The 19,691-nt window shown below is 45.3% G+C and carries 24 protein-coding genes and 1 tRNA gene; 18 read left to right on the top strand and 7 right to left on the bottom strand.

What is annotated here, in order from left to right:
* Positions 1-1,338, bottom strand: a complete 1,338-nt coding sequence (locus NKE59_RS07690; RefSeq protein WP_353438395.1) for a heterodisulfide reductase-related iron-sulfur binding cluster — start codon at positions 1,336-1,338, stop codon at positions 1-3.
* Between the two features lie 114 nt (positions 1,339-1,452).
* Between NKE59_RS07690 and NKE59_RS07685 the strand changes: the two genes are divergently transcribed.
* From NKE59_RS07685 to NKE59_RS07630, 12 genes are all read left to right on the top strand, one after another.
* A complete protein-coding gene (locus NKE59_RS07685; RefSeq protein ID WP_353438394.1) occupies positions 1,453-2,031 on the top strand; it encodes a TMEM165/GDT1 family protein in 579 nt (192 codons plus the stop codon).
* A 41-nt stretch (positions 2,032-2,072) separates the two neighbouring features.
* Positions 2,073-4,724 (top strand): aminopeptidase N, encoded by a 2,652-nt coding sequence (gene pepN, locus NKE59_RS07680; RefSeq protein WP_353438393.1) that lies wholly within the window; start codon positions 2,073-2,075, stop codon positions 4,722-4,724.
* A gap of 90 nt (positions 4,725-4,814) precedes the next feature.
* Positions 4,815-4,890, top strand: a tRNA-Thr gene (locus NKE59_RS07675).
* 186 nt (positions 4,891-5,076) lie between these two features.
* Entirely contained in the window at positions 5,077-6,087 is a 1,011-nt protein-coding gene (locus NKE59_RS07670; protein WP_353438392.1) for a tripartite tricarboxylate transporter substrate-binding protein, read from the top strand.
* A 78-nt stretch (positions 6,088-6,165) separates the two neighbouring features.
* On the top strand, positions 6,166-6,681 hold the full coding sequence (locus NKE59_RS07665; protein WP_353438391.1) for a tripartite tricarboxylate transporter TctB family protein: 516 nt from the start codon (positions 6,166-6,168) through the stop codon (positions 6,679-6,681).
* A 46-nt stretch (positions 6,682-6,727) separates the two neighbouring features.
* Positions 6,728-8,215 carry a tripartite tricarboxylate transporter permease gene (locus NKE59_RS07660; RefSeq protein ID WP_353438390.1) on the top strand — a complete coding sequence of 496 codons (1,488 nt, stop codon included), beginning with the start codon at positions 6,728-6,730 and terminating at the stop codon, positions 8,213-8,215.
* A 76-nt stretch (positions 8,216-8,291) separates the two neighbouring features.
* Positions 8,292-8,651 carry a DUF2946 family protein gene (locus NKE59_RS07655; protein ID WP_353438389.1) on the top strand — a complete coding sequence of 120 codons (360 nt, stop codon included), beginning with the start codon at positions 8,292-8,294 and terminating at the stop codon, positions 8,649-8,651.
* A 71-nt stretch (positions 8,652-8,722) separates the two neighbouring features.
* On the top strand, positions 8,723-9,133 hold the full coding sequence (locus NKE59_RS07650; protein ID WP_353438388.1) for a DsrE family protein: 411 nt from the start codon (positions 8,723-8,725) through the stop codon (positions 9,131-9,133).
* Positions 9,134-9,163: 30 nt separating this feature from the next.
* Positions 9,164-9,649, top strand: coding sequence for a copper chaperone PCu(A)C (locus NKE59_RS07645; RefSeq protein WP_353438387.1), 486 nt, complete (start codon positions 9,164-9,166; stop codon positions 9,647-9,649).
* Positions 9,650-9,827: 178 nt separating this feature from the next.
* Positions 9,828-10,154, top strand: coding sequence for a polymer-forming cytoskeletal protein (locus NKE59_RS07640; RefSeq protein ID WP_353438386.1), 327 nt, complete (start codon positions 9,828-9,830; stop codon positions 10,152-10,154).
* Between the two features lie 21 nt (positions 10,155-10,175).
* Positions 10,176-10,619, top strand: a complete 444-nt coding sequence (locus NKE59_RS07635; RefSeq protein WP_353438385.1) for a polymer-forming cytoskeletal protein — start codon at positions 10,176-10,178, stop codon at positions 10,617-10,619.
* Positions 10,620-10,625: 6 nt separating this feature from the next.
* Positions 10,626-11,075 (top strand): polymer-forming cytoskeletal protein, encoded by a 450-nt coding sequence (locus NKE59_RS07630; RefSeq protein WP_353438384.1) that lies wholly within the window; start codon positions 10,626-10,628, stop codon positions 11,073-11,075.
* A gap of 9 nt (positions 11,076-11,084) precedes the next feature.
* Here NKE59_RS07630 and NKE59_RS07625 read toward each other — a convergent pair whose 3' ends face one another.
* Genes NKE59_RS07625 through NKE59_RS07615 form a run of 3 tightly spaced genes read right to left on the bottom strand, consistent with a single transcriptional unit; the run spans position 11,085 to position 12,991 of the window.
* On the bottom strand, positions 11,085-11,771 hold the full coding sequence (locus NKE59_RS07625; protein WP_353438383.1) for a tetratricopeptide repeat protein: 687 nt from the start codon (positions 11,769-11,771) through the stop codon (positions 11,085-11,087).
* Between the two features lie 37 nt (positions 11,772-11,808).
* Positions 11,809-12,240 carry a surface-adhesin E family protein gene (locus tag NKE59_RS07620; RefSeq protein WP_353438382.1) on the bottom strand — a complete coding sequence of 144 codons (432 nt, stop codon included), beginning with the start codon at positions 12,238-12,240 and terminating at the stop codon, positions 11,809-11,811.
* Positions 12,233-12,991 carry a PilZ domain-containing protein gene (locus tag NKE59_RS07615; protein WP_353438381.1) on the bottom strand — a complete coding sequence of 253 codons (759 nt, stop codon included), beginning with the start codon at positions 12,989-12,991 and terminating at the stop codon, positions 12,233-12,235. The genes NKE59_RS07620 and NKE59_RS07615 overlap by 8 nt, the downstream gene beginning before the upstream one ends.
* Positions 12,992-13,348: 357 nt before the next feature.
* Between NKE59_RS07615 and NKE59_RS07610 the strand changes: the two genes are divergently transcribed.
* The 6 genes from NKE59_RS07610 (at position 13,349) to NKE59_RS07585 (ending at position 17,179) form a co-directional block, all read left to right on the top strand.
* The gene (locus NKE59_RS07610; protein WP_353438380.1) at positions 13,349-13,555 is read left to right on the top strand and encodes a hypothetical protein; all 207 of its coding nucleotides are present in this window, start codon (positions 13,349-13,351) and stop codon (positions 13,553-13,555) included.
* A gap of 326 nt (positions 13,556-13,881) precedes the next feature.
* Positions 13,882-14,445, top strand: a complete 564-nt coding sequence (locus NKE59_RS07605) for a hypothetical protein (RefSeq protein ID WP_353438379.1) — start codon at positions 13,882-13,884, stop codon at positions 14,443-14,445.
* Positions 14,442-16,106, top strand: coding sequence for an ion transporter (locus NKE59_RS07600; RefSeq protein ID WP_353438378.1), 1,665 nt, complete (start codon positions 14,442-14,444; stop codon positions 16,104-16,106). Before NKE59_RS07605 ends, NKE59_RS07600 begins: the two co-directional genes overlap by 4 nt.
* 124 nt (positions 16,107-16,230) lie before the next feature.
* Positions 16,231-16,500 carry a hypothetical protein gene (locus NKE59_RS07595; RefSeq protein ID WP_353438377.1) on the top strand — a complete coding sequence of 90 codons (270 nt, stop codon included), beginning with the start codon at positions 16,231-16,233 and terminating at the stop codon, positions 16,498-16,500.
* 13 nt (positions 16,501-16,513) lie between these two features.
* On the top strand, positions 16,514-16,825 hold the full coding sequence (locus NKE59_RS07590; protein ID WP_353438376.1) for a hypothetical protein: 312 nt from the start codon (positions 16,514-16,516) through the stop codon (positions 16,823-16,825).
* Positions 16,826-16,828: 3 nt separating this feature from the next.
* Complete coding sequence (locus NKE59_RS07585) at positions 16,829-17,179, top strand: hypothetical protein (protein ID WP_353438375.1); 351 nt, start codon at positions 16,829-16,831, stop codon at positions 17,177-17,179.
* A 31-nt stretch (positions 17,180-17,210) separates the two neighbouring features.
* Here the strand turns inward: NKE59_RS07585 and NKE59_RS07580 are convergent, their stop codons facing one another.
* The 3 genes from NKE59_RS07580 to NKE59_RS07570 all read right to left on the bottom strand — a co-directional run bounded on the left by NKE59_RS07580 (position 17,211) and on the right by NKE59_RS07570 (position 19,564).
* On the bottom strand, positions 17,211-17,582 hold the full coding sequence (locus NKE59_RS07580; protein ID WP_353438374.1) for a hypothetical protein: 372 nt from the start codon (positions 17,580-17,582) through the stop codon (positions 17,211-17,213).
* 4 nt (positions 17,583-17,586) lie between these two features.
* Positions 17,587-19,299 (bottom strand): dihydroxy-acid dehydratase, encoded by a 1,713-nt coding sequence (ilvD, locus tag NKE59_RS07575; protein ID WP_353438373.1) that lies wholly within the window; start codon positions 19,297-19,299, stop codon positions 17,587-17,589.
* A 100-nt stretch (positions 19,300-19,399) separates the two neighbouring features.
* Complete coding sequence (locus tag NKE59_RS07570; protein WP_353438372.1) at positions 19,400-19,564, bottom strand: rubredoxin; 165 nt, start codon at positions 19,562-19,564, stop codon at positions 19,400-19,402.
* Between the last annotated feature and the right edge of the window lie 127 nt (positions 19,565-19,691).

The following is a 19,691-nucleotide window of genomic DNA, read 5'->3' as shown; positions in this document are numbered from 1 at the left end:
TTAAAGTCCGTAGGCTTTTGCCATTAGGGTTAAAGGATGTGCCATCGCTACTTTTGGTAGTCCTAGCTCATCCATGCCTTGAGCAATATGATGGCCAGCGAGTTGGCAGTCTGAACTAATGTAATTGGGAGACTCTTCTGCCATGCTTCTAAATACTGGCCGACCAATTTTCATCGCCATCGTATGGAATTCTTTCTTGACGCCCCAGGTGCCCGAGTGTCCAGAGCAACGCTCTACGACATTCACTTCAGTACCAGGAATGAGCTTGAGAGCCTCAGCAGTTTTCTGGCCAACATTTTGTACACGTGAGTGGCACGCAAGGTGGTAACTAACATGACCCAATTCTTCCTTAAAGTCTTGGTTCAAGAGACCATCTTTGCTGCGTGCAATGAAGTACTCAAAGGGATCCCACATCGCCTCCTTGACTGCTTGTACATCAGCATCCTCAGGAAACATGAGCGGCAATTCTTGTTTAAACATCAAGGTACACGAAGGAATTGGGGTCACGATTGCATAGCCCTCACGTGCTAACTTAGAAAGCTTAGGAATATTGATTTCTTTATTTGCTTTTACAGATTCGAGATCCCCCAACTCTAATTTGGGCATACCGCAACACGCTTCTTTATCAACCAATGCATACGGAATCTGATTGTGATTGAGGATCTTGATGAGGTCTTGCCCAATCCCAGGTTCGTTGTAGTTGATGTAGCAGGTTGCATAGATCGCCACTTTACCGGGAGTGCGTTGACCGTCTTTCACAGCGTGAGCGGCAGACGCCTTTGCAATTTGTGGAAAAGTTTTGGAAGCGTATTCTGGGATCCAAGCTTTTTTATCAACACCCAAAGCACCTTCCATCGCTAGGCGCGCAACCCCAGTGCTGTTCAATGCATTAACCGCTTGAGTCACGATAGGAATACCAGCGAAGTGTCCGAGTGCGTCTGTAGAGGATAAAAATTTATCGCGCAAACTCGATTTACCTTCTTTGAAATGAACCGCCTTAGCGCGAAGCATCAAATGGGGGAAATCAATATTCCAAGGATGTGGCGGTGTGTAAGGACACTTGGTCATGTAACACACATCACAGAGATAACATTGATCAACCACCTGTTGATAGTCAGCCTTGGCAACGCCGGCAACTTCACCATCTTCCGTAGCATCAACCAAATCAAAAAGGGCTGGGAAGGAGCCACATAAGTTCACGCAACGACGGCAGCCGTGGCAGAGATCAAATACCCGCTCCATCTCCGCTTCCAGTTTCTCGGTGTTATAAAAGTCGGGATTGGTCCAATCCAAGGGGTGCCGAGTTGGGGCTTCCAGGTTACCTTCACGTAAAGTCATGGGTTTACTTTCAACAGAAAAATTAGGATGAGGGCAGTTTAGGGTTTTTTCCTATGATAGCCAAATTGTATTAATTAAAAATATTGATAGTTTTTATTTAAATAACTGATTTATATGGATTTTTCTGGACTATTTATTTCTACTGGGGTAGTTGCTCTTGCTGAAATTGGGGATAAAACTCAGCTTTTATCCCTCATGCTAGCGGCGCGCTATCCCAAGCACGCTTGGCCAATTGTGTGGGGCATCTTCCTTGCAACAATGGTTAATCACGCCTGCGCTGCTTACGTGGGTCATTGGGTCGCAGGCTTTTTGAGCCCAGACAGCTTGCGTTGGATCTTGGGAGTTGGATTCTTGGCGATTGGTCTGTGGTTATTGATCCCAGACAAATTGGAGGAAGATGAAAATGCAAAGCAGGCGAAGGGCGCTTGGCAAATCTTCATCCTCACGACCGCCTTGTTCTTCTTGGCTGAGATGGGCGACAAAACACAGATTGCAACGATTGCTCTTGGCGCTAAGTATGGGAGCGTGCTCTTGGTCACAGTCGGGACAACCTTGGGGATGATGTTAGCGAATGCACCGGCCGTTTGGTTGGGAAGGCAATTTACCAAACGCTTACCGATTAAGCTTGTGCATTGGGTAGCAGCCATCATTTTCATTGCCCTCGGACTCATTACCTTGGTATGGTCATCGTAGAGATATCAGTCCCAACAACCATAACAAATTAGAATTCTGTAATGAGAACTGAAACTAGTAAAAGCTTTTTGCGTCTGCAATACAAGGCGCCCGATTATCAATTTGGCCAAGTGGAGCTAGATTTTGAGTTACAGCCCCATCGCACCATAGTCCAGAGCGTGATTGAGGTCGTGCCGAGTCCCCATACGGCGGCCAGTCACCCAGAAGTTCCGTTAATCCTCGATGGGCAGGATCTCGAGTTCATTAGTTTGCGGGTTAACGGACAGGCACACCGTCATGTAGAAATTACGCCTGAGCGCATGGTGATCCATGGCTTGCCCAACAAGGGTAAGCAGAAATTTCAGATAGAAATTAAAACTTCCTGTGAGCCAGATAAAAATACCTCACTGATGGGACTCTATGTATCACGAGGCAATTTCTTTACACAGTGCGAAGCAGAGGGTTTTCGGAAGATTACTTATTTTTTAGACCGCCCCGATGTGATGGCGCGCTACCGAGTGACCCTGCGCGCTCGCAAGGAAGAGCATCCTGTTCTCTTATCCAATGGCAATTTAATTGCGAGTGAAGATCTAGGCGATGGCTGGCATCAAGCGGTCTGGGAGGATCCCTTTCCAAAGCCATCCTACCTATTTGCCCTTGTTGCAGGCAAATTAGTGTGTTTAGAAGAATCCGTCCAATCTCAAAGCGGTGCCCAAAAACTCCTGCAAATTTGGGTTGAGCCGCGTGATCTTCAGAAGACCCAACATGCAATGGATTCTTTAAAGAGTTCGATCGCGTGGGATGAGAAGCGTTTTGGTCTAGAGCTGGATCTGGAGCGCTTCATGATCGTGGCCGTGGGTGATTTCAATATGGGCGCTATGGAGAACAAGGGCCTCAATATTTTTAATACCAAATTTGTCTTGGCAGATGCGCAGACGGCAACCGATGGGGATTACGCCAATATTGAGAGTGTTGTTGCGCATGAGTATTTCCATAACTGGACTGGTAACCGCGTGACCTGTCGAGATTGGTTTCAGTTATCGCTCAAGGAAGGCTTAACAGTTTTTAGAGATCAAGAGTTCTCAGCCGATCAAATGGGTACTGATTCTGGGCGGGCAGTCAAGCGAATTGAGGACGTTCGTTTACTGCGTCAAGTGCAATTTCCTGAAGATGCGGGCCCGATGGCGCATCCCATTCGTCCAGATGAGTATCAAGAGATTAATAACTTCTATACGGTTACCGTTTACGAGAAGGGTGCCGAGGTTGTGCGCATGTATCAAACTCTATTGGGGCGCGATGGCTTTCGCAAAGGGATGGATCTCTACTTCAAGCGACACGATGGTCAGGCAGTGACCTGCGATGAGTTTGTTGCAGCGATGGCCGATGCCAATCAACGAGACCTGACACAGTTTAAAAACTGGTATAGCCAGGCAGGGACTCCGCGAGTGACCGTGTTAGAAAATTACGATGCTAAGAAAAAAGAGTATCGCTTGACTCTCAGACAGCATTACCCAAAGACGCCAGGGCAGAACAAGAAGGCGCCTTTTCATATTCCATTAAAAGCAAGTCTTCTACTAGATAAGGGCAGCAAAGTCTCTCAAAAAGAGCGAGCCTATTTTGCACAAGAGGTCTTATTAGAGCTCACGCAAGCAGAGCAAAGCTGGTTAGTTCAGAACATTTCTGCTAAACCAGTTTTATCGATCAATCGAGATTTCTCGGCCCCCATCATTTTGGAGCACAAGCAAAGTGAGGCTGAGCTTTTAACCCTATTGGCTGAAGACACCGATCCCTTTAGTCGCTGGGAGTCGGCTCAAAAACTAGCCCAACAAATGATCTTGGCTGGGCGCTTACCCAATACCAAATTAATCGATGCTTACCGAGTGATCTTGCAAGATCCTCATTTAGACCCCGCCTTTAAAGAGCTTATTTTTACTCTACCCGCTGAGACCTATTTATATGAGCAGTGCAAAGTGGTTGAGCCCCAAGAGATTCATTGGGCTAGGCGTCGTTTTAAAACAGCATTAGCGCAAGCACTCCAGGATGAGTGGGCATTGACCTACACTGATTATCAAAGCTCAGGGCCATATCGGGCCGATGCTAAAAGTATGGGCAAGCGCGCACTCAAAAACCTTGCTTTGATGATGCTCTTGGAAAGCGGAGATGTTCATTGGCAGGAGAGGGCCGAAGAACAATATGAGCTCGCCAATAATATGAGTGATCGCTTTGCGGCTTTACAGGCATTGGTTGCTGTAAATGCCCCACATGCTAAAAATGCGTTAGCTGATTTCTATCAGCGCTTTGCAGAAGATGCCCTAGTAATCGATAAATGGTTCGCCTTACAAGCGACACGACCAGCGCAAATAGGAACATCGATTCTGATGGATGTTAAGGCCTTAATGCAACACAGTGCCTTTAAGTTAAATAATCCTAATCGTGTGCGTAGCTTAATCCATGCGTTTTGCCTCAATAACCCAGCAGGATTTCATCAGGCGGATGGAAGTGCTTATCGATTCTGGATCGAGTGTGTCATTGCATTGGACAAGATTAATCCTCAAGTGGCAGCACGTTTGGCTAGAGCCTTAGACCGCTGGCCAAAATTTGCAAAGCCCTATTCAAAGCACATGCTTGCTGCCTTGCATCACGTTGCAAAGGCTGGTCATTTATCGCCCGATGTTGGCGAAGTCATTACAAAGGCCATTGCAGCGCGCTTGTGATTAGCAAGTATGAAGAGAAAGCCCTTGATTTTGCTGGGCTAAAATAGAAGTGGTCACTCCATCCAATCCTCTGTCTTACATAGGGTTATTGCCGGAATAGCTCAGTTGGTAGAGCAGCGCATTCGTAATGCGAAGGTCGTAGGTTCGATTCCTATTTCCGGCACCAGGATTTATTTCATGATTCCTACCTGAAATACGGGTTTTCACTAGTAATGGTGTGTACTACTTATGTGAAAATTTTCTTTTGTTGATGTCTGTCAATTTCTAGCACGCTATTTTGTTGAAGAATGAGTTTACAAATCAGACACATAACAAATTAAAAAACTTTGTCATTTTATTTGGAGGAGCATCCATGCGTTTTAAATTGAAATCCACTTTATTAAGTGTTGCGCTTGCGGCTGGGTTTGCTGCAACGTCAACAGCACACGCTCAGGCGAAATGGGAACCAACGAAAGCAGTTGAGTTTGTGATTCCTGCAGGACCTGGCGGCGGCGCCGATCAGATGGCTCGCATGATTCAGGGCATTGTTACTAAGAACAACTTAATGAAGCAGTCGATCATCCCTGTAAACAAGGGAGCGGGTGCGGGTGCTGAAGGTTTCTTGGCGATTAAAGAAGCCAAGGGCGACCCACACAAGATCGTTATTACTTTATCTAACTTGTTTACTACCCCATTAGCAACTGGCGTGCCATTTAGCTGGAAAGAAATGACCCCAGTAGCCATGTTGGCCTTAGATCAGTTTGTGTTGTGGACCAATGCTGAGAAACCATATAAATCCGCTAAAGAATATATCGATGCCGCTAAAGCAGCGGGTGCCGGTAAGTTCAGGATGGCTGGAACGGGCTCTAAGCAAGAGGATCAAATTATTACTGTGGCGCTAGAGAAGGCTACCGGAACCAAGTTCACCTACATTCCTTTTAAAGGAGGTGGTGACGTTGCGGTACAGCTCGTTGGTAATCACGTTGACTCGACCGTAAACAATCCAATCGAGGCGGTCGCTCAATGGCGTGCCGGTAAGTTGCGTGCGCAGTGCGTATTTGATGATCAACGTATGCCTTACAAGGAAAAAATTACTGCAACCCAATCTTGGAATGATGTCCCAACCTGTAAGGAAGTCGGCGTTAATACCGATTACCTAATGTTGCGCGGTATTTTTATGCCACCAGGCGTGACTCAGGCTCAGGTTGATTTCTATATCGACCTGTTCAAGAAAGTTCGCGAGACCGCTGATTGGAAGAAGTTCATGGCCGATGGCGCATTTAACCAAAGCTTCATGACCGGTAAAGAGTATGTAGCTTGGTTGGAAAAGAATGCCGCTCTTCATGCGCAGTTGATGAAGGAAGCTGGTTTCCTTGCGAAGTAATTTGTTGTAATAGAAATAAGACCTCATAACGGGGTCTTATTTTTTTAGCTAATTGTTTATTTAGAAGAAGAGTAAGTTATGTCAGAGAACTCAAATCAAAACTCAGTAGTCAGCGTTAGAGTCGTGGAGATTATCGTTGCCATTATGTTCCTCGTAGTTGGTCTAGTGGTAATGACTGGCAGTATTAAGTTAGGAGCAAAGTGGGGTAGTGATGGTCCCGAGTCTGGCTACTTCCCGTTCTATATTAGTTTGATCATTTTAGTTTCGAGTTCAATTACTCTGTTTCAGGCATTCAAAAACAAAGAACAGGCAGAAGAAGCGTTTGTAGAAAAAGAACCATTTCGTCAAGTGATGGCGGTCTTGGTTCCTGCCGCAGTGTACGTATTAGGCGTTCAGCTCATCGGTATTTATGTTGCCTCAGCTGTTTATATCGCAATCTTTATGGTTTGGCTGGGCAAGTATGTTGTTTGGAAGGCAGTTGCGGTAGGACTGGGTGTCAGTATTGCGCTCTTCATGATGTTTGAGTACTGGTTCCAAATCCCATTGCCCCACGGGTCACTCATTAACCCATTGGCATTTATTGGCTTGCAATAAGTCTGCCCACCGATAACGATAAAGATTAGAAAAAAAGGAGCTCACGTTGGAAGAAATTAACGCCCTATTTGGTGGCTTTGCTATTGCGATGTCGCCCTTTAACATCATGTTGATGCTGGTTGGTGTCACCCTCGGCGTGATTATTGGAGTTCTCCCAGGTTTAGGTGGTGCAAATGGTATTGCCATCCTCTTACCTCTCACCTTCACAATGCCTCCTACCTCAGCAATCATCATGCTCTCTTGTATCTATTGGGGTGCGCTGTTTGGTGGGGCGATTACTTCGATCCTCTTTAATATTCCTGGCGAGCCTTGGTCAGTCGCTACGACCTTTGATGGTTACCCAATGGCTCAAGATGGTAAAGCCGGTGAGGCGCTCACGGGTGCATTTACCTCTTCATTTATTGGCGCATTCTTTGCCATCGTCATGATTACCTTTTTGGCACCTTTGGTTGCTAAGTTCGCCCTGCAGTTTGGTCCGCCGGAGTTCTTTGCGGTCTATCTACTAACCTTTTGTAGCTTTGTAGGCATGAACAAAGGTTCACCCTTTAAGGTGATCTCGGCCATGATGTTGGGCTTTGCCTTAGCTGCCGTTGGTATGGACACCGTGACCGGTCAATTACGTTTGACCTTTGGGTCTACCGAACTCATGCGAGGCTTTGACTTCTTAATCGCTGTGATTGGCCTTTTTGGTATTGGCGAGATCTTGCAATCGATGGAAGAGGGCCTAAAGTTCTCTGGCAAGAGCGCTAAGATCCGCGCTAAAGTGGTGTTTGAGACCTGGGCAAAGTTACCTAAGTACTGGGCTACTTCATTGCGCAGCTGTTTGATTGGTTGCTGGATGGGTATTACCCCTGGCGGCGCAACTCCTGCTTCATTCATGAGCTACGGCGTTGCGAAGCAAATGTCCAAGAACAAAGACAAGTTTGGTAAGGGAGAGATGGAAGGTATCGTTGCTCCCGAGACCGCGGCGCACGCTGCGGGTACAGCTGCTTTGTTGCCGATGCTCTCTTTGGGTATCCCAGGGTCTCCAACCGCTGCAGTATTGTTGGGCGGACTCTTAATCTGGGGTCTACAGCCAGGACCACTCTTATTCGTTGAGAAGCCAGATTTTGTTTGGGGGCTAATTGCAAGTATGTATCTCGGTAATATTGCCGGTCTCTTTGTAGTGTTGACCTGCGTGCCGATCTTCGCATCGATTCTGCGAATTCCATTCTCGATCATTGCACCGGTAATTATTGTGGTGTGTGCAGTAGGAGCATTTACTGTTCACAATGCAATGTTTGATGTCTGGCTCATGTTGGGCTTTGGGATTTTGGGTTACCTCTTTAAGAAACTTGATTACCCAATGGCCCCGATGGTCTTAGCTCTGGTGCTTGGCGATCGTGCTGAAGATTCTTTCCGTCAAGCTATGTTGTTATCGCAAGGCAGCCTTGGGATTTTCTTCTCGAACTACCTCGTGGGCAGCATCACGGCATTGGCACTTATTCTGTTGCTATGGCCCTTGTTTTCAAAGCTTAAGGCTAAGAAGGCATAAACCACTGGCAAATTGAGAGATTAAGGGGCGCAAGCCCCTTTTTCTTTGTCTGCACAAATACAGATAAAATTAGTGCATGTTCTCTCGCAAACTTATCCACTACATTACGGCACTCACTGTTGCGATGAGTTCTTTAGCCCCATCTATTTCCCAGGCTATTGCAGTGGCCGCGGATGCACAAGGGCTCACCATGGAGATCTGTATTGCTGACGGCGGCAAACTGGCGATTGATCTCCAAACTGATGGCAAATCTGAAGTGATGCTCGATTGTCCTTACTGTGTTGCACAAACTCCACTGGCTATTCCGTTGTTAACGGACCTTCAGTTTCAGGCACCTATTTCTTTTGTAGTCATCCCACCTCTTTACTTTCAATCTCCCAAGCCTCTCTTTGCTTGGGTCAAGCTTCCCTCCCACGCTCCGCCTAACATTTCTTAATTCTTGTGTAGTGGATACATCATCGAGTAATCGGTTTTTGTATCACCATCTAATCATGATTAGGAATGAATATGAACACATTGCGTATTTTTATACTGACCGTCGCTGTAGCTGTTAGTTTTTCAGTCAGCGCTGGACCCAACGACCCGTTATTTGTGAGTCTTACTACCGATGAGCCACATCGCGCGCGGATGGCCCTTAGTTTTGGGAAACATCATTTTGATAATGGCCACCCATTGAGTGTTTTCTTAAGCGATAAGGGCGTTTTTATTGGAGTGAAGTCTGGCGCCGGGAAGTATGCAGAGCAACAAACCTTATTGAATGACATCATGAAGGCGGGTGGACAGGTGATTATGTGTCCCATGTGCTTGCGACATTATGGTTTGACGGAATCTGATTTATTACCTGGGGTGAAGATGGGCTCCCCGAAGGTAACGGGTGATGCCTTATTTAAGGATGGCACAAAGACCATGAGTTGGTAATTTTTTTATGAATAATGAAAGGAAACAAAAATGCAAATGAATTATTTAAAAAGTTTAGGAGTTGTCGGCCTGATGGCATTCTCAGCAATCACCTTTGCGCACAATGATAAGAAAGATCAAGAGTACCGAGTTGGTCAACTCAAGATTGAGAATCCTTACACACGATCCACAGCCCCTGGTCAAAAGGTGGCCGGTGGCTTTATGAAGATTGAAAATAAGGGCGCCGCCGATCAATTAATCTCGGCTAGCTCGCCCGTGGCCAACGAGATGCAATTGCACACCATGGCAATGGATGGCAATGTCATGAAAATGCGTGAGGTCAAGACAATTGATGTGCCTGCCAACGGATCGGTAGAGCTAAAACCAGGCGGCTTGCATCTCATGTTTATGGATATCAAGGCGCCATTAAAGGCTGGCGAGTCGGTACCAGTCAAGCTGAAGTTCCAAAAGGCAGGAGAGGTCGAAATTAAGGTGCCTGTCAGGGATATCTCTGGTGGCGGCCAAATGAAGCATTAAGGTAGCGTTAAGCCAAGAATGAAGACGAGGGTTTTCCCTGAAATCACCATTTTGGGGCCTCGAATGATACTTTGACACGCAATTGTGATAAATTTATATTTTGTGGCAGTTCTGCGAAGGAATTGCCACAAATAGCATTGTTTATAACCAATTAGTGAACAAAAATTAAGGGTTTTGCATGGTAGAGGCGAATCAATCAGGATGTCTTTTTGTGGGCGAGGGAGTTGTTCTTAAGGGAAATTTTGCAGTGCCCGACATTGCATCCGTTTCAGGGGTTGTTGAAGGAGATTTGTCAGCCAAACAAGTTATTGTGGAGTCAACAGGTCTGATCCGTGGCAAAGTCACTGCCGAGTCAGTCGATATCCGCGGAGAAGTGGCCGAACAACTAACTGCATCACGATCTTTAATTATTCGCTCAAGCGGCAAGGTGGGCGGATCTGTTCACTATGCTGAAATTGAGATCGAAAAAGGCGGATCCTTGCACGGCGATTTGCACCTCATCTAATTCTTTATATTTAGGTAATTTATGTTCTCGAAGAAACCAAACGATTCAGAAGATAATTCTTCTGAGAATTCACAAAATCAGTATCCTGAATACTCGCCTGAGCCAGCCGCAGAGCCTGAGCAAAGTGTTTATGAAGGGTCTTCAAATCGCATCAACCCTACTAAGCCTTCGATTATTAGCGAGGGATTTGAATTTGTTGGAACGATTACCTCTGATGGCGTACTCAATATCTCTGGGGTGATCAAGGGTAAGGTAACCGCTAAATCCGTATTAGTTGATTCCACTGGTTTAGTAGAAGGCGAGCTATTCTCAGATCAAGTGATGGTCAAGGGCAGGGTCCTTGGTGACATCAATTGCGATGAGCTCAATATCGGTCCTCTTGCAGAGGTGGATGGTTCTGTCTCATACGAGTCCGTACACATTCAGCGCGGTGGCAAGATCAAGGGTCATTTCATTAAGAAGTAATTTGTTATGTTCGGCAATAAACCTCAATCGATCAAAACCTTAGGCAGAACCGTTGAGTCTTTTCAGACAATGATCGGTGAGGCGACTGAGATTCATGGAAGATTAGTCGCTTCTGAGAGTCTGCGCATCGATGGCAAAGTAATTGGTAATGTTGAGACCTCCCAAGACGGCGTTGTCAGTATCGCTGTTGGAAAAAATGGCATAGTGCAGGGTGATATTTATGCCTACCGTGTCATTATTGCCGGACGGGTAGAAGGCAATGTCTACTGTACCGAGCGTGTCGAGTTGCACAATGGCGCAATTGTGCATGGTGATGTGACCTACGGCCAAATCGGAATTGAGCCAGGCGCTCGCTTAAATGGATTGATGATTTCAAGATCGAAAGACTTGGACTCTGGACCTCAGGACAGCAATCAAGTCTTTAAGAAAAACTGGGAAAAAATTACTTCCGGCTAGTCTCTAGTTTTAAATGCACTTATAAAGCTTGCGCATATTGTCAATTTTTCCAAAAGTAACATTTGCTTCATCCATCTCAGTATCAAAATTCTCGCCAGGATGAGCGTGTGCAAAAATAATTAACACCCGTTTTGCTTGCTCGTGACCCATCTTAGAAGCCAAAGCTAAGAAATACACTGCTTTAGACTTGTCTTGAGGAATAAACTCTCCTTTGCCATAAAGAGAGCCAAGCGTGAATGCTGATTGACGGCTGCCAAACTCTGCTCCCTTAGCAAGTAATTCAAGCCCCTTGAAAATATCGCGCGGAACCCCTTGTTCCATACCCAAACCTAAGGCATAGATATTGCCTAGATTACAGAAGGCATCATGCATTTCTTCTTTAATAGCTTTTTCGTAATATTGAACAGCAATCTTAATGTCCTGCTTTACTTTGCCAAGACCGCGTTCATGCATTAAGCCGACATTAAAGAGGGCGTAGCCGTTGCCGTACGACGAAGCTGAATTTTGTAACTCATAGAATTGTTCAATCTGCTCGGGATTTAATTGCCCATCAAATGTCATGCGGCTTAGCATGTACAGGGCATCTTCATCCAAATCATTTTTTGCTAGATCAAAGAAGATGTCAAAGGCGACATCTACCTTGCCCTTTTCTAGGTTCATGCGACCCAGTTCTATTGCGCCAGTGTTATATCCCATGTATGAATTGTACTATTGGAGCAAGATTCTATTGACCTTAGTTGACGGCAAGGGGGCTAGGGCAATATGCCTCAATTAGGTGCATGCCAATCGAGTTTGGGGGCAATTCAACCCAGAGGGGATTCTTTTCAAGCAAGTCAATTTGCCTACCTTTTCCGTTGACCGCCTCATGACCGTAACTATTTAGCTTCTGAGATTTCTTATCTTGGCAATCAAATTGAAAGAGGGTGGTAGCGGATTGATAGAGCTCTTCATTGGGGCTTGTTCGGGCGCTATGGTAATTGTATAAAACCCAAATCTTCAGATAATCGCCAATCCGTTCAATAGCGCTTTCACGAATAAAGACTTCACTATGGCTAAGACTGCCAAAAGCCTTCCATGCGCTATTGTTTGATTGGGCGTTTACCACTTGAATAGAGGCAAGAAAGAGGGTTATCAGAGCCCAAAAATAACTTTGGCAATTAGGCATACCAGCTTGCATTCAGAAACCAAAACTTTAAGCGGCGCTGTATGCGTGCAGTATGAATGGCATTGCGAGTACTTTCAAACTCATTGCGGTTTAATTGGGTGGGGTTTAGTAATTGACAGCCCACCCGAATTCGGGAACTCTCATGGCTCAGTCGAGTATTGCGAATGACTAGATCAAAGGGCTCAGACCGAATCTTTAAGCGTTCAAAGCTGCAACGTGACCAAATAGTACCAACCGTCATTTCGGCAGCATCCAGACGCAAATCAAGCTGAAGGCCATCCTCTGAAATATCAACAACTTGCGCAATCATTTCTTTACCCTGAGTAAAGTAGATAAGGAGCTTGAAATCGCGGTCAAAGTTACCTGGACCGGGAGTCCGAAATCCTTTGCGACGTTGTATGACCGCCATCTTTTCGGGTAGGTCACAGGCATAGGAGTTTTCTTGGGTAGCCCGAATATTCTTGACGTCAAACTGTACCTTCCCCCCATCCACAAAAGTAACTAAGGTATAGGTAGAGCCAACCATGGGAAGGCTTCCATCGGAAGAGGGTATTGCTTTTAAGCGTAGACAGTTCGGCTCTACAGCAAGCACGCTAATACCGATCCCTTCTTTATCGGTAGAACTCTTAAAGAGACCACAAATTCGTTCTTCCTCAAAAAAACGCTCAAGGTTTTTATAGATAAATCGGGGATCAATCCAAAAGTTTGGACTAATTTCGGATGACTCGGGAGGGTAAATTCGAAAGCTCACTGGATTACAACCTTAGAAGGTTTGGTTGAAAGCCTATTTTGCCTTAATTTGGGGGCTCTAGTAATCATTTGTATACTTCAAACAGGGTCATTAAGCGATTAATTAAGCCCTTAATTTAAACCCTTATTATTTATGCCCCTTATGGTTGATTTATTTCCAAAAGATAAACCCAGACAGTTTTTGATGGCTGTATTCCTTGTGCTTGCCATGATCGAATTCACCCGTGCATCTCTTATTTGGGGAGCTATCGATATTATTTTTGCGGCAAGCTTTTCACCAAGAGTGAAGATGTGGGTTCAAAGGCAGTGGTATCGAATCTCTCGAAAGTAAATTGATGACCACCCCTTAAATGAACCTATGAAAAAAGACTTCGAGATACTGTTAGCAGTCCACGTTCGGGGAAAGTGGTGGCGCGTCGATTACATCAATAAAGCCGGCATTATGGAGTTTGAAACGGTTGAGGCGCTTGACTCGCACGAAGCCATCATACTAGCTAGTAATATTTTGTATCGGCGCTATACCGATCCATCAAAAAAGTTACACAAGAAAAAAGGCAGACCTTAGATCTGACCTTGTTGATCATTTAGGCTTCTGATTTGACGTCTCTTTTTCGGGGGTGGCACCACTTTTCTTAGAGGTGCTATGTTTTCTCATCTCCATTAGGATCCGTTGCACAAGAGGGGAGTGCTCTTTCTTATCGAGGTCAGAAACCTTGCCAGGCTTACCTTTTTTCCTTTTTAATAAAGATTGCAAAACGGTTTGAAAGAACATAATGGTGTATGAGGGGAAGTGTGGGAAGGAACGTTAGATAGGGGTGGTGTTAAATTAGGATTATATTGGGTATAGTAACCAGTATTAACTAGTAATGGCTAACACTAAAAGATAAAAAAATGAGCAAGCTAGAGCATTCGCATGCAAGCCCCCAACTGAAATGGTCGGATTATGTATTTATCTCCTTACTCGGTATTAATCTAATCGTCGTCGTCCTGTTAGGGCGAAATATCTATATTCAAGGGGATAAATTAGAACAGGCTCGCAAAAACGCAGAACTTGTCATGGCCTGGGCCGATGGGGTTGATGAGGACATGAGCGCTGGTAAACCAATTTCCCCTGAAAAATGCACTCCAGCTTCTGATAAAGACTTAAAGACACTAAAGTTTCAGCCAAATACATGGGGTGAGTGCCTTAATAGTTTATTTGGCCCCAAAGGTAAGTTCCCAGAAATCACCAATACCTTTGTAAAGAATGGACCCATATGGGTTAAAAAATGCGATCGGGAGCACTTTGAGTCCAAGGGGGCACTTCTGTTTGAGCGACTCCAGCCTGGACCCTCAGGCTCTCATGTAGCCTCAGAACTAAAAGATACCGATGTCTTAATAAGTGGGATGGAATTTAGGATTAATCTTTGCGATCGCGGCTTTCATTTAATAAAGATTGGCGAGGCTAAGTTATGACAGAGCAACACTTAACGAGCAATAAAAAAAGCCCAACGCTACGTAAATTAGTTTACGACCTTCTTTTTAATAAAGAGAACCCCGAGGGCTTTCATCAGTTATTTGAACGAGCTATTGTATTTGTCATTGTTATAAATTTAGCGGCTTTACTCGCTGAAACGATCCCAATCCTGTATGAATCACGAGAAAGACAATTTCATTTATTTGATGTGGTGTCGGTTGTTATCTTTACCATCGAGTATTTGCTTCGGCTTTATGTGGCACCTGAGGATCCTGCATTTCAGAGCGGTAGATACCCGCGATTAAAGTTTGCAAAAAGTCCATTTGCGATTATTGATTTAATTGCAATATTGCCCTTTTATCTTTCTGCATTCTTTAATCTTGACCTTCGCGCCCTTAGAGCCCTTCGTTTATTAAGGCTCTTTAAGCTCCTTCGCGCTTTTTATCCCGCCGTAGTTGACTTTATGGTGATTAATCGCGATAAGACCTTGCGCCAAAAGGTCTACGCAATCGTGAATGAAACGCCAAATAGCGGCAAGTTACACGAAACATTTGACTTCTTTATTGTGCTTTGGGTTTTAATTTCAGTTGCCTGTGTGATTTTAGAATCGGTTAATTCAATTAACTATCACTTTCATGTTGAATTTATTGTCATCGACACAATCGCGGTTGCCATCTTTTCTACTGAATTATTAATGCGTTTGTATAGTTGTACTGAGGATCCTAAGTATCAACATTGGCTTGCGGGTAGGCTCAACTACTCCAGACAGGTGACGACCCTAATCGATATTCTGGCCATCGCCCCTTTTTTCCTAGAAAGTCTCCTAGATCATCTCTTTGATCTGCGCTTTTTACGGGTCTTCCGTCTCATGCGTCTAATGAAGTTGGCGCGCTATTCTGATGCCACCAAATCCCTGTTCTATGTAATTCAGCGCGAGTGGCCAGTGATGAAGGCCTCCATTTTTATCATGTTGATGCTGGTTATGTTGGCAGCCTGCTTAGGCTATTTATTCGAGCATGAAGCTCAGCCCGATAAGTTTGAGAATATCCCCCAATCGATTTATTGGGCTGTGATTACATTGGCTAGTGTTGGCTATGGTGATATTTCACCAGTGACCCCAGCAGGCCGTGCCATTACGATTGTCTTGGCATTATTGGGTATTGGTATCTTCGCAATTCCTGCCGCGATTCTTTCCTCTGCGTTTAGTGATCAACTGCGGATTGAGCGCGAGACCATGAAGCAAGAGCTTTATGAAATGCTTGGAGATGGAAAAATTTCTCCTGAAGAGCGTTCCATCATCGATGCAGAGGCCAAGCGCCTACATCTTTCCAAAGCGGAAGTGGATCGTCTGTTGGAAAAGGCCAAAATAGAACTTGGACTGGTCCCTCACCCAGAGCAAAAAGGCCACACCCATCACGATCTTCATCATGCTCATGGGCACCATGAAAGCCATCGTCCTGCGATGGATCTAAATTACCTATCAAAACATCCAGAAGCAGCGGGAGAGCAGTTTAAGATCTTGTTGGCACAGCTCCAGCAATTAGCTCATAGCGTTGATCATGAGCGTCTGAATCAATATCTTTCGGATAAGAAACATGCCACCGATTTCCAGATGGAGACCTGGGAATATATCGCTAAACAGACTAAAAAGAGCCCATAGTAAGCCCAGAACCACAATTTTTTATATATAAAACAATGACTTATTGTTTTCCCTTCGATGCTGATTCTTTTATTTTCAGGGAATTTAGCCTAGAATGAGCCCATCTTGATCAATCTTTTGACTTATGGCCGATAACATCATTAGCTCAACACAAGCTCCATACGTAGGTACTTCTAATCTTCGCAGTGGCGCTACGCTTTCTGAATTGAAAATGGGTCTTCCTGAGGCTCAAGGGGACTATCAATTTGTTCCAGAATCGAATGCAATTAAAGGAACCACCAAAGCGAGTGGTGTGATTGTGGACATTAATCCCCTATCAACCTCTATGCAAAATAGCGTTGTTTATCCTAACGATCCTCGCTTGAAAATATATAAACAGATTGAAAGTTCGTAAGGGAGAAATCGTCATGAGAAATCCACAACGAAATGATGTTTATGTAAATTCTGAAGGGTTCAAGGTTGTTGTCAATAATGTGTTATCGCCCAATCCGGCTGGTGTTCAGACCCTAGAATATAAGTTCATCGGCTCACCGGAACTGTACTTTGTCCCTGTTCAGGAGTTTGTGGAGCAATTTGAGTTTGTAGAAACATTCTCTAGCTTTGATATCTATATCGAGGAACGCAATAAGCTTTTGCAAATTAAAGAAGAAGAGGAAGCAAAAGCAGCATTACTTAGAAAGCAAGCCAAGGAAGAGGCTGCCACAGCCATTAAGCGTTAATCGATGGAAAATTCTGATTTTTATGAGGCGGAGTGCTTCCTTAAATTAGGGCTCTATCCCCAGGCTTTTGAGGCTTTTATGGCCTTAGAGGCAGGTAGCTACGAATGTACTTACTTAATGCCATGCAAGATGGCTTTGAATAATCAGCTCACTCCAGCGCAATTGGATTTGCTCTTTCATGATCTAGAGCGTGAAGTAAAGAACAGTAATCCCAGAGCGACTTATAACTATGGTCTGGTAATGGAACATGCTGGTAATCAAGCAAAGGCAATCCAATTACTGCAATTAGCCATGGATTTGGGTATACCCGAAGCTAGGGCTGCGCTAAGTCGTTTATTGATGAAGGGCGGTTAAACCTCTCGCCTGTTGATCAAGATAAATAATCTTATTTCGCAGTTAGTTCGTTGGTTTTGCTCTTGACCGAGGCTGGGGTGGCGATATCAGCAAACTGATCCTTGATCACAGTAAGCTCCTCAATTTTCTGATTGGCTTGAGCGATATTAGCCTCTAGCTTTTGTACATTTTCTTTATACCCCGTTTCAATCACTTCTTTTTGCTGGATCGAAATAGCGCCACCCATCGCTCTGGTGAGTTCAGGGCTAAAGTGAAAGGCAATGCGGTAGCCTAAGAAGTGGATCCCAAAGCCAGTTAAAAAAAGAAACGCACAAATAATGACCGTCAGTTTGATGAGGCCCTTACCAGTAATGCTGATCTTTTTAACTTGCGCGGTTGATCCACCAATCCAAATCAGTTGCATACACTTATCCTAAATTGAGATCGGTTACGGCGCCCTTACTAGCGCTGCTTACAAGCCTAGCATATTTAGCCAAGAGACCGCGGGTGTATTTGGACTTTGGTGGAGACCAAGCTTGACGCCGTTTTGTGATTTCCGATTCATCTACATTGAGTTGAATGAGTAATTGGTGGGCATCGATGGTGACAGAGTCCCCTTCCTGAATTAAGGCAATCGTACCGCCAACAAATGCTTCGGGGGCAACGTGGCCAACAACCATGCCCCAAGTGCCACCAGAAAAGCGCCCATCGGTAATTAGCCCAACACTCTCTCCTAAGCCTTGGCCCACAAGAGCAGAAGTAGGCGCTAACATTTCACGCATGCCCGGGCCCCCTTTGGGTCCTTCGTAGCGAATGACCACAACATCACCCGCTTTAATTTTCTGAGCCATGATGGCTGCCATAGCTTCATCTTCAGAGTTAAATACCCGAGCTGGACCGGTGATGGAAGGATTTTTAAGGCCTGTAATCTTTGCTACGCAACCTTCTGGCGAGATATTGCCTTTTAGGATCGCTAGGTGACCATGGGCGTAGATTGGATTATCAAGAGTACGTATTACTTTTTGATCGGCTCGTGGTTTTGAGGGAATATCTTTCAAAACTTCCGCAATGGTTTGCCCGCTGATCGTGATGCAGTCGCCATGAAGCAGTCCACCATCTAACAAGATCTTCATGATCTGAGGGATGCCGCCAGCTTGATGGAGATCGGGTGCCAAATAAGTGCCCGAGGGTTTCATATCAGCAATGACCGGAACGCGCTTACGAATCCGCTCAAAGTCATCGATGGTCCAATCAATTTCAGCGGCACTGGCAATGGCTAAAAAGTGCAAGACCGCATTGGTAGAGCCACCAACAGCCATGATCACGCTCACAGCATTCTCTAGGGACTTCTTGGTGATGATGTCGCGCGGACGAATATTTTTCTTGATCGCCTCAACCAAAACACGTGCCGATTCGGCAGCGCTATCGACTTTCTCTTGATCCACATTGGACATGGTGGAGGAGTAGGGTAGGCTCATACCTAATGCCTCAAAGGACGAGCTCATGGTGTTGGCGGTATACATACCACCGCAGGAGCCGCTACTTGGGCAGGCGTTTTGCTCGACCCCTTTGAGGTCTTCTTTGGTCAATCGTCCAGACGTAAATTCGCCAACGGCTTCAAAGGCAGACACAATATTGAGATCTTTGCCCTTGTAGTGACCCGCTTTAATCGTGCCACCATAGACATAGATACCCGGTACATTGGTTCGTGCTAGAGCGATCATGCCACCAGGCATATTTTTATCGCAACCACCAATCACCACCACACCGTCTTGCCATAAACCATTAACGCATACCTCAATACTGTCAGCAATCACTTCGCGTGAGACAAGGGAGTACTTCATGCCTTCGGTGCCCATGCCAATACCATCCGATACCGTTGGAGTGCCAAAAACTTGGGCCTTAGCCCCTGAGGATTCCAGTGCAGCAATTGCTGCATCGGCTAATTTCTGTAAACCACTATTGCAAGGCGTAATCGTGGAGTGGCCATTGGCAACGCCCACCATAGGCTTCACAAAATCCTCTTCTTTGTAGCCCATGGCGTAATACATCGAGCGATTAGGTGCTCTTGCCACCCCTTCTGTAACCATACGGGAGCGCTCGTTTAGACGCTTAGGTGAGGATGAGTTGCTGTTTGACATGTAATTGGCTCTCTAAGAAAGGTCAAAGGGCTTGGGAAGGGCTTATTTTGCCAGATGAAACCATTCTGGGCTTGCTGTGAAGGGGGGAAGTAAGAATTGCCTAAATTGCCATCATTTCAAAGCTATCCTTGCCTGCTCCACAGTCTGGGCAGGCCCAGTCTGATGGGACTTGATCCCAGCTTGTTCCAGGAGCGATGCCATCCTCAGGGCGGCCGCTAGCTTCGTCGTAAATAAAGCCACAAACAATGCATAAATAGGTTTTCATGGGTAATTTCTGGGTTTTCTATTAAAGATGCCATTTTAAGAGATTGCTCATCATTAGCTGTAAGGCTAATATCTTAAGCACCACGAGATGGTTAAATTGCTAAAAATGAATCCATCCCATCAACGGT

The sequence above is a fragment of the Polynucleobacter sp. UK-FUSCHL-C3 genome (assembly GCF_040409815.1).
Lineage (GTDB): Bacteria > Pseudomonadota > Gammaproteobacteria > Burkholderiales > Burkholderiaceae > Polynucleobacter.
Note: the sequence above shows the minus strand (reverse complement) of the source record. Positions and strands in the feature narration are given on the sequence as shown.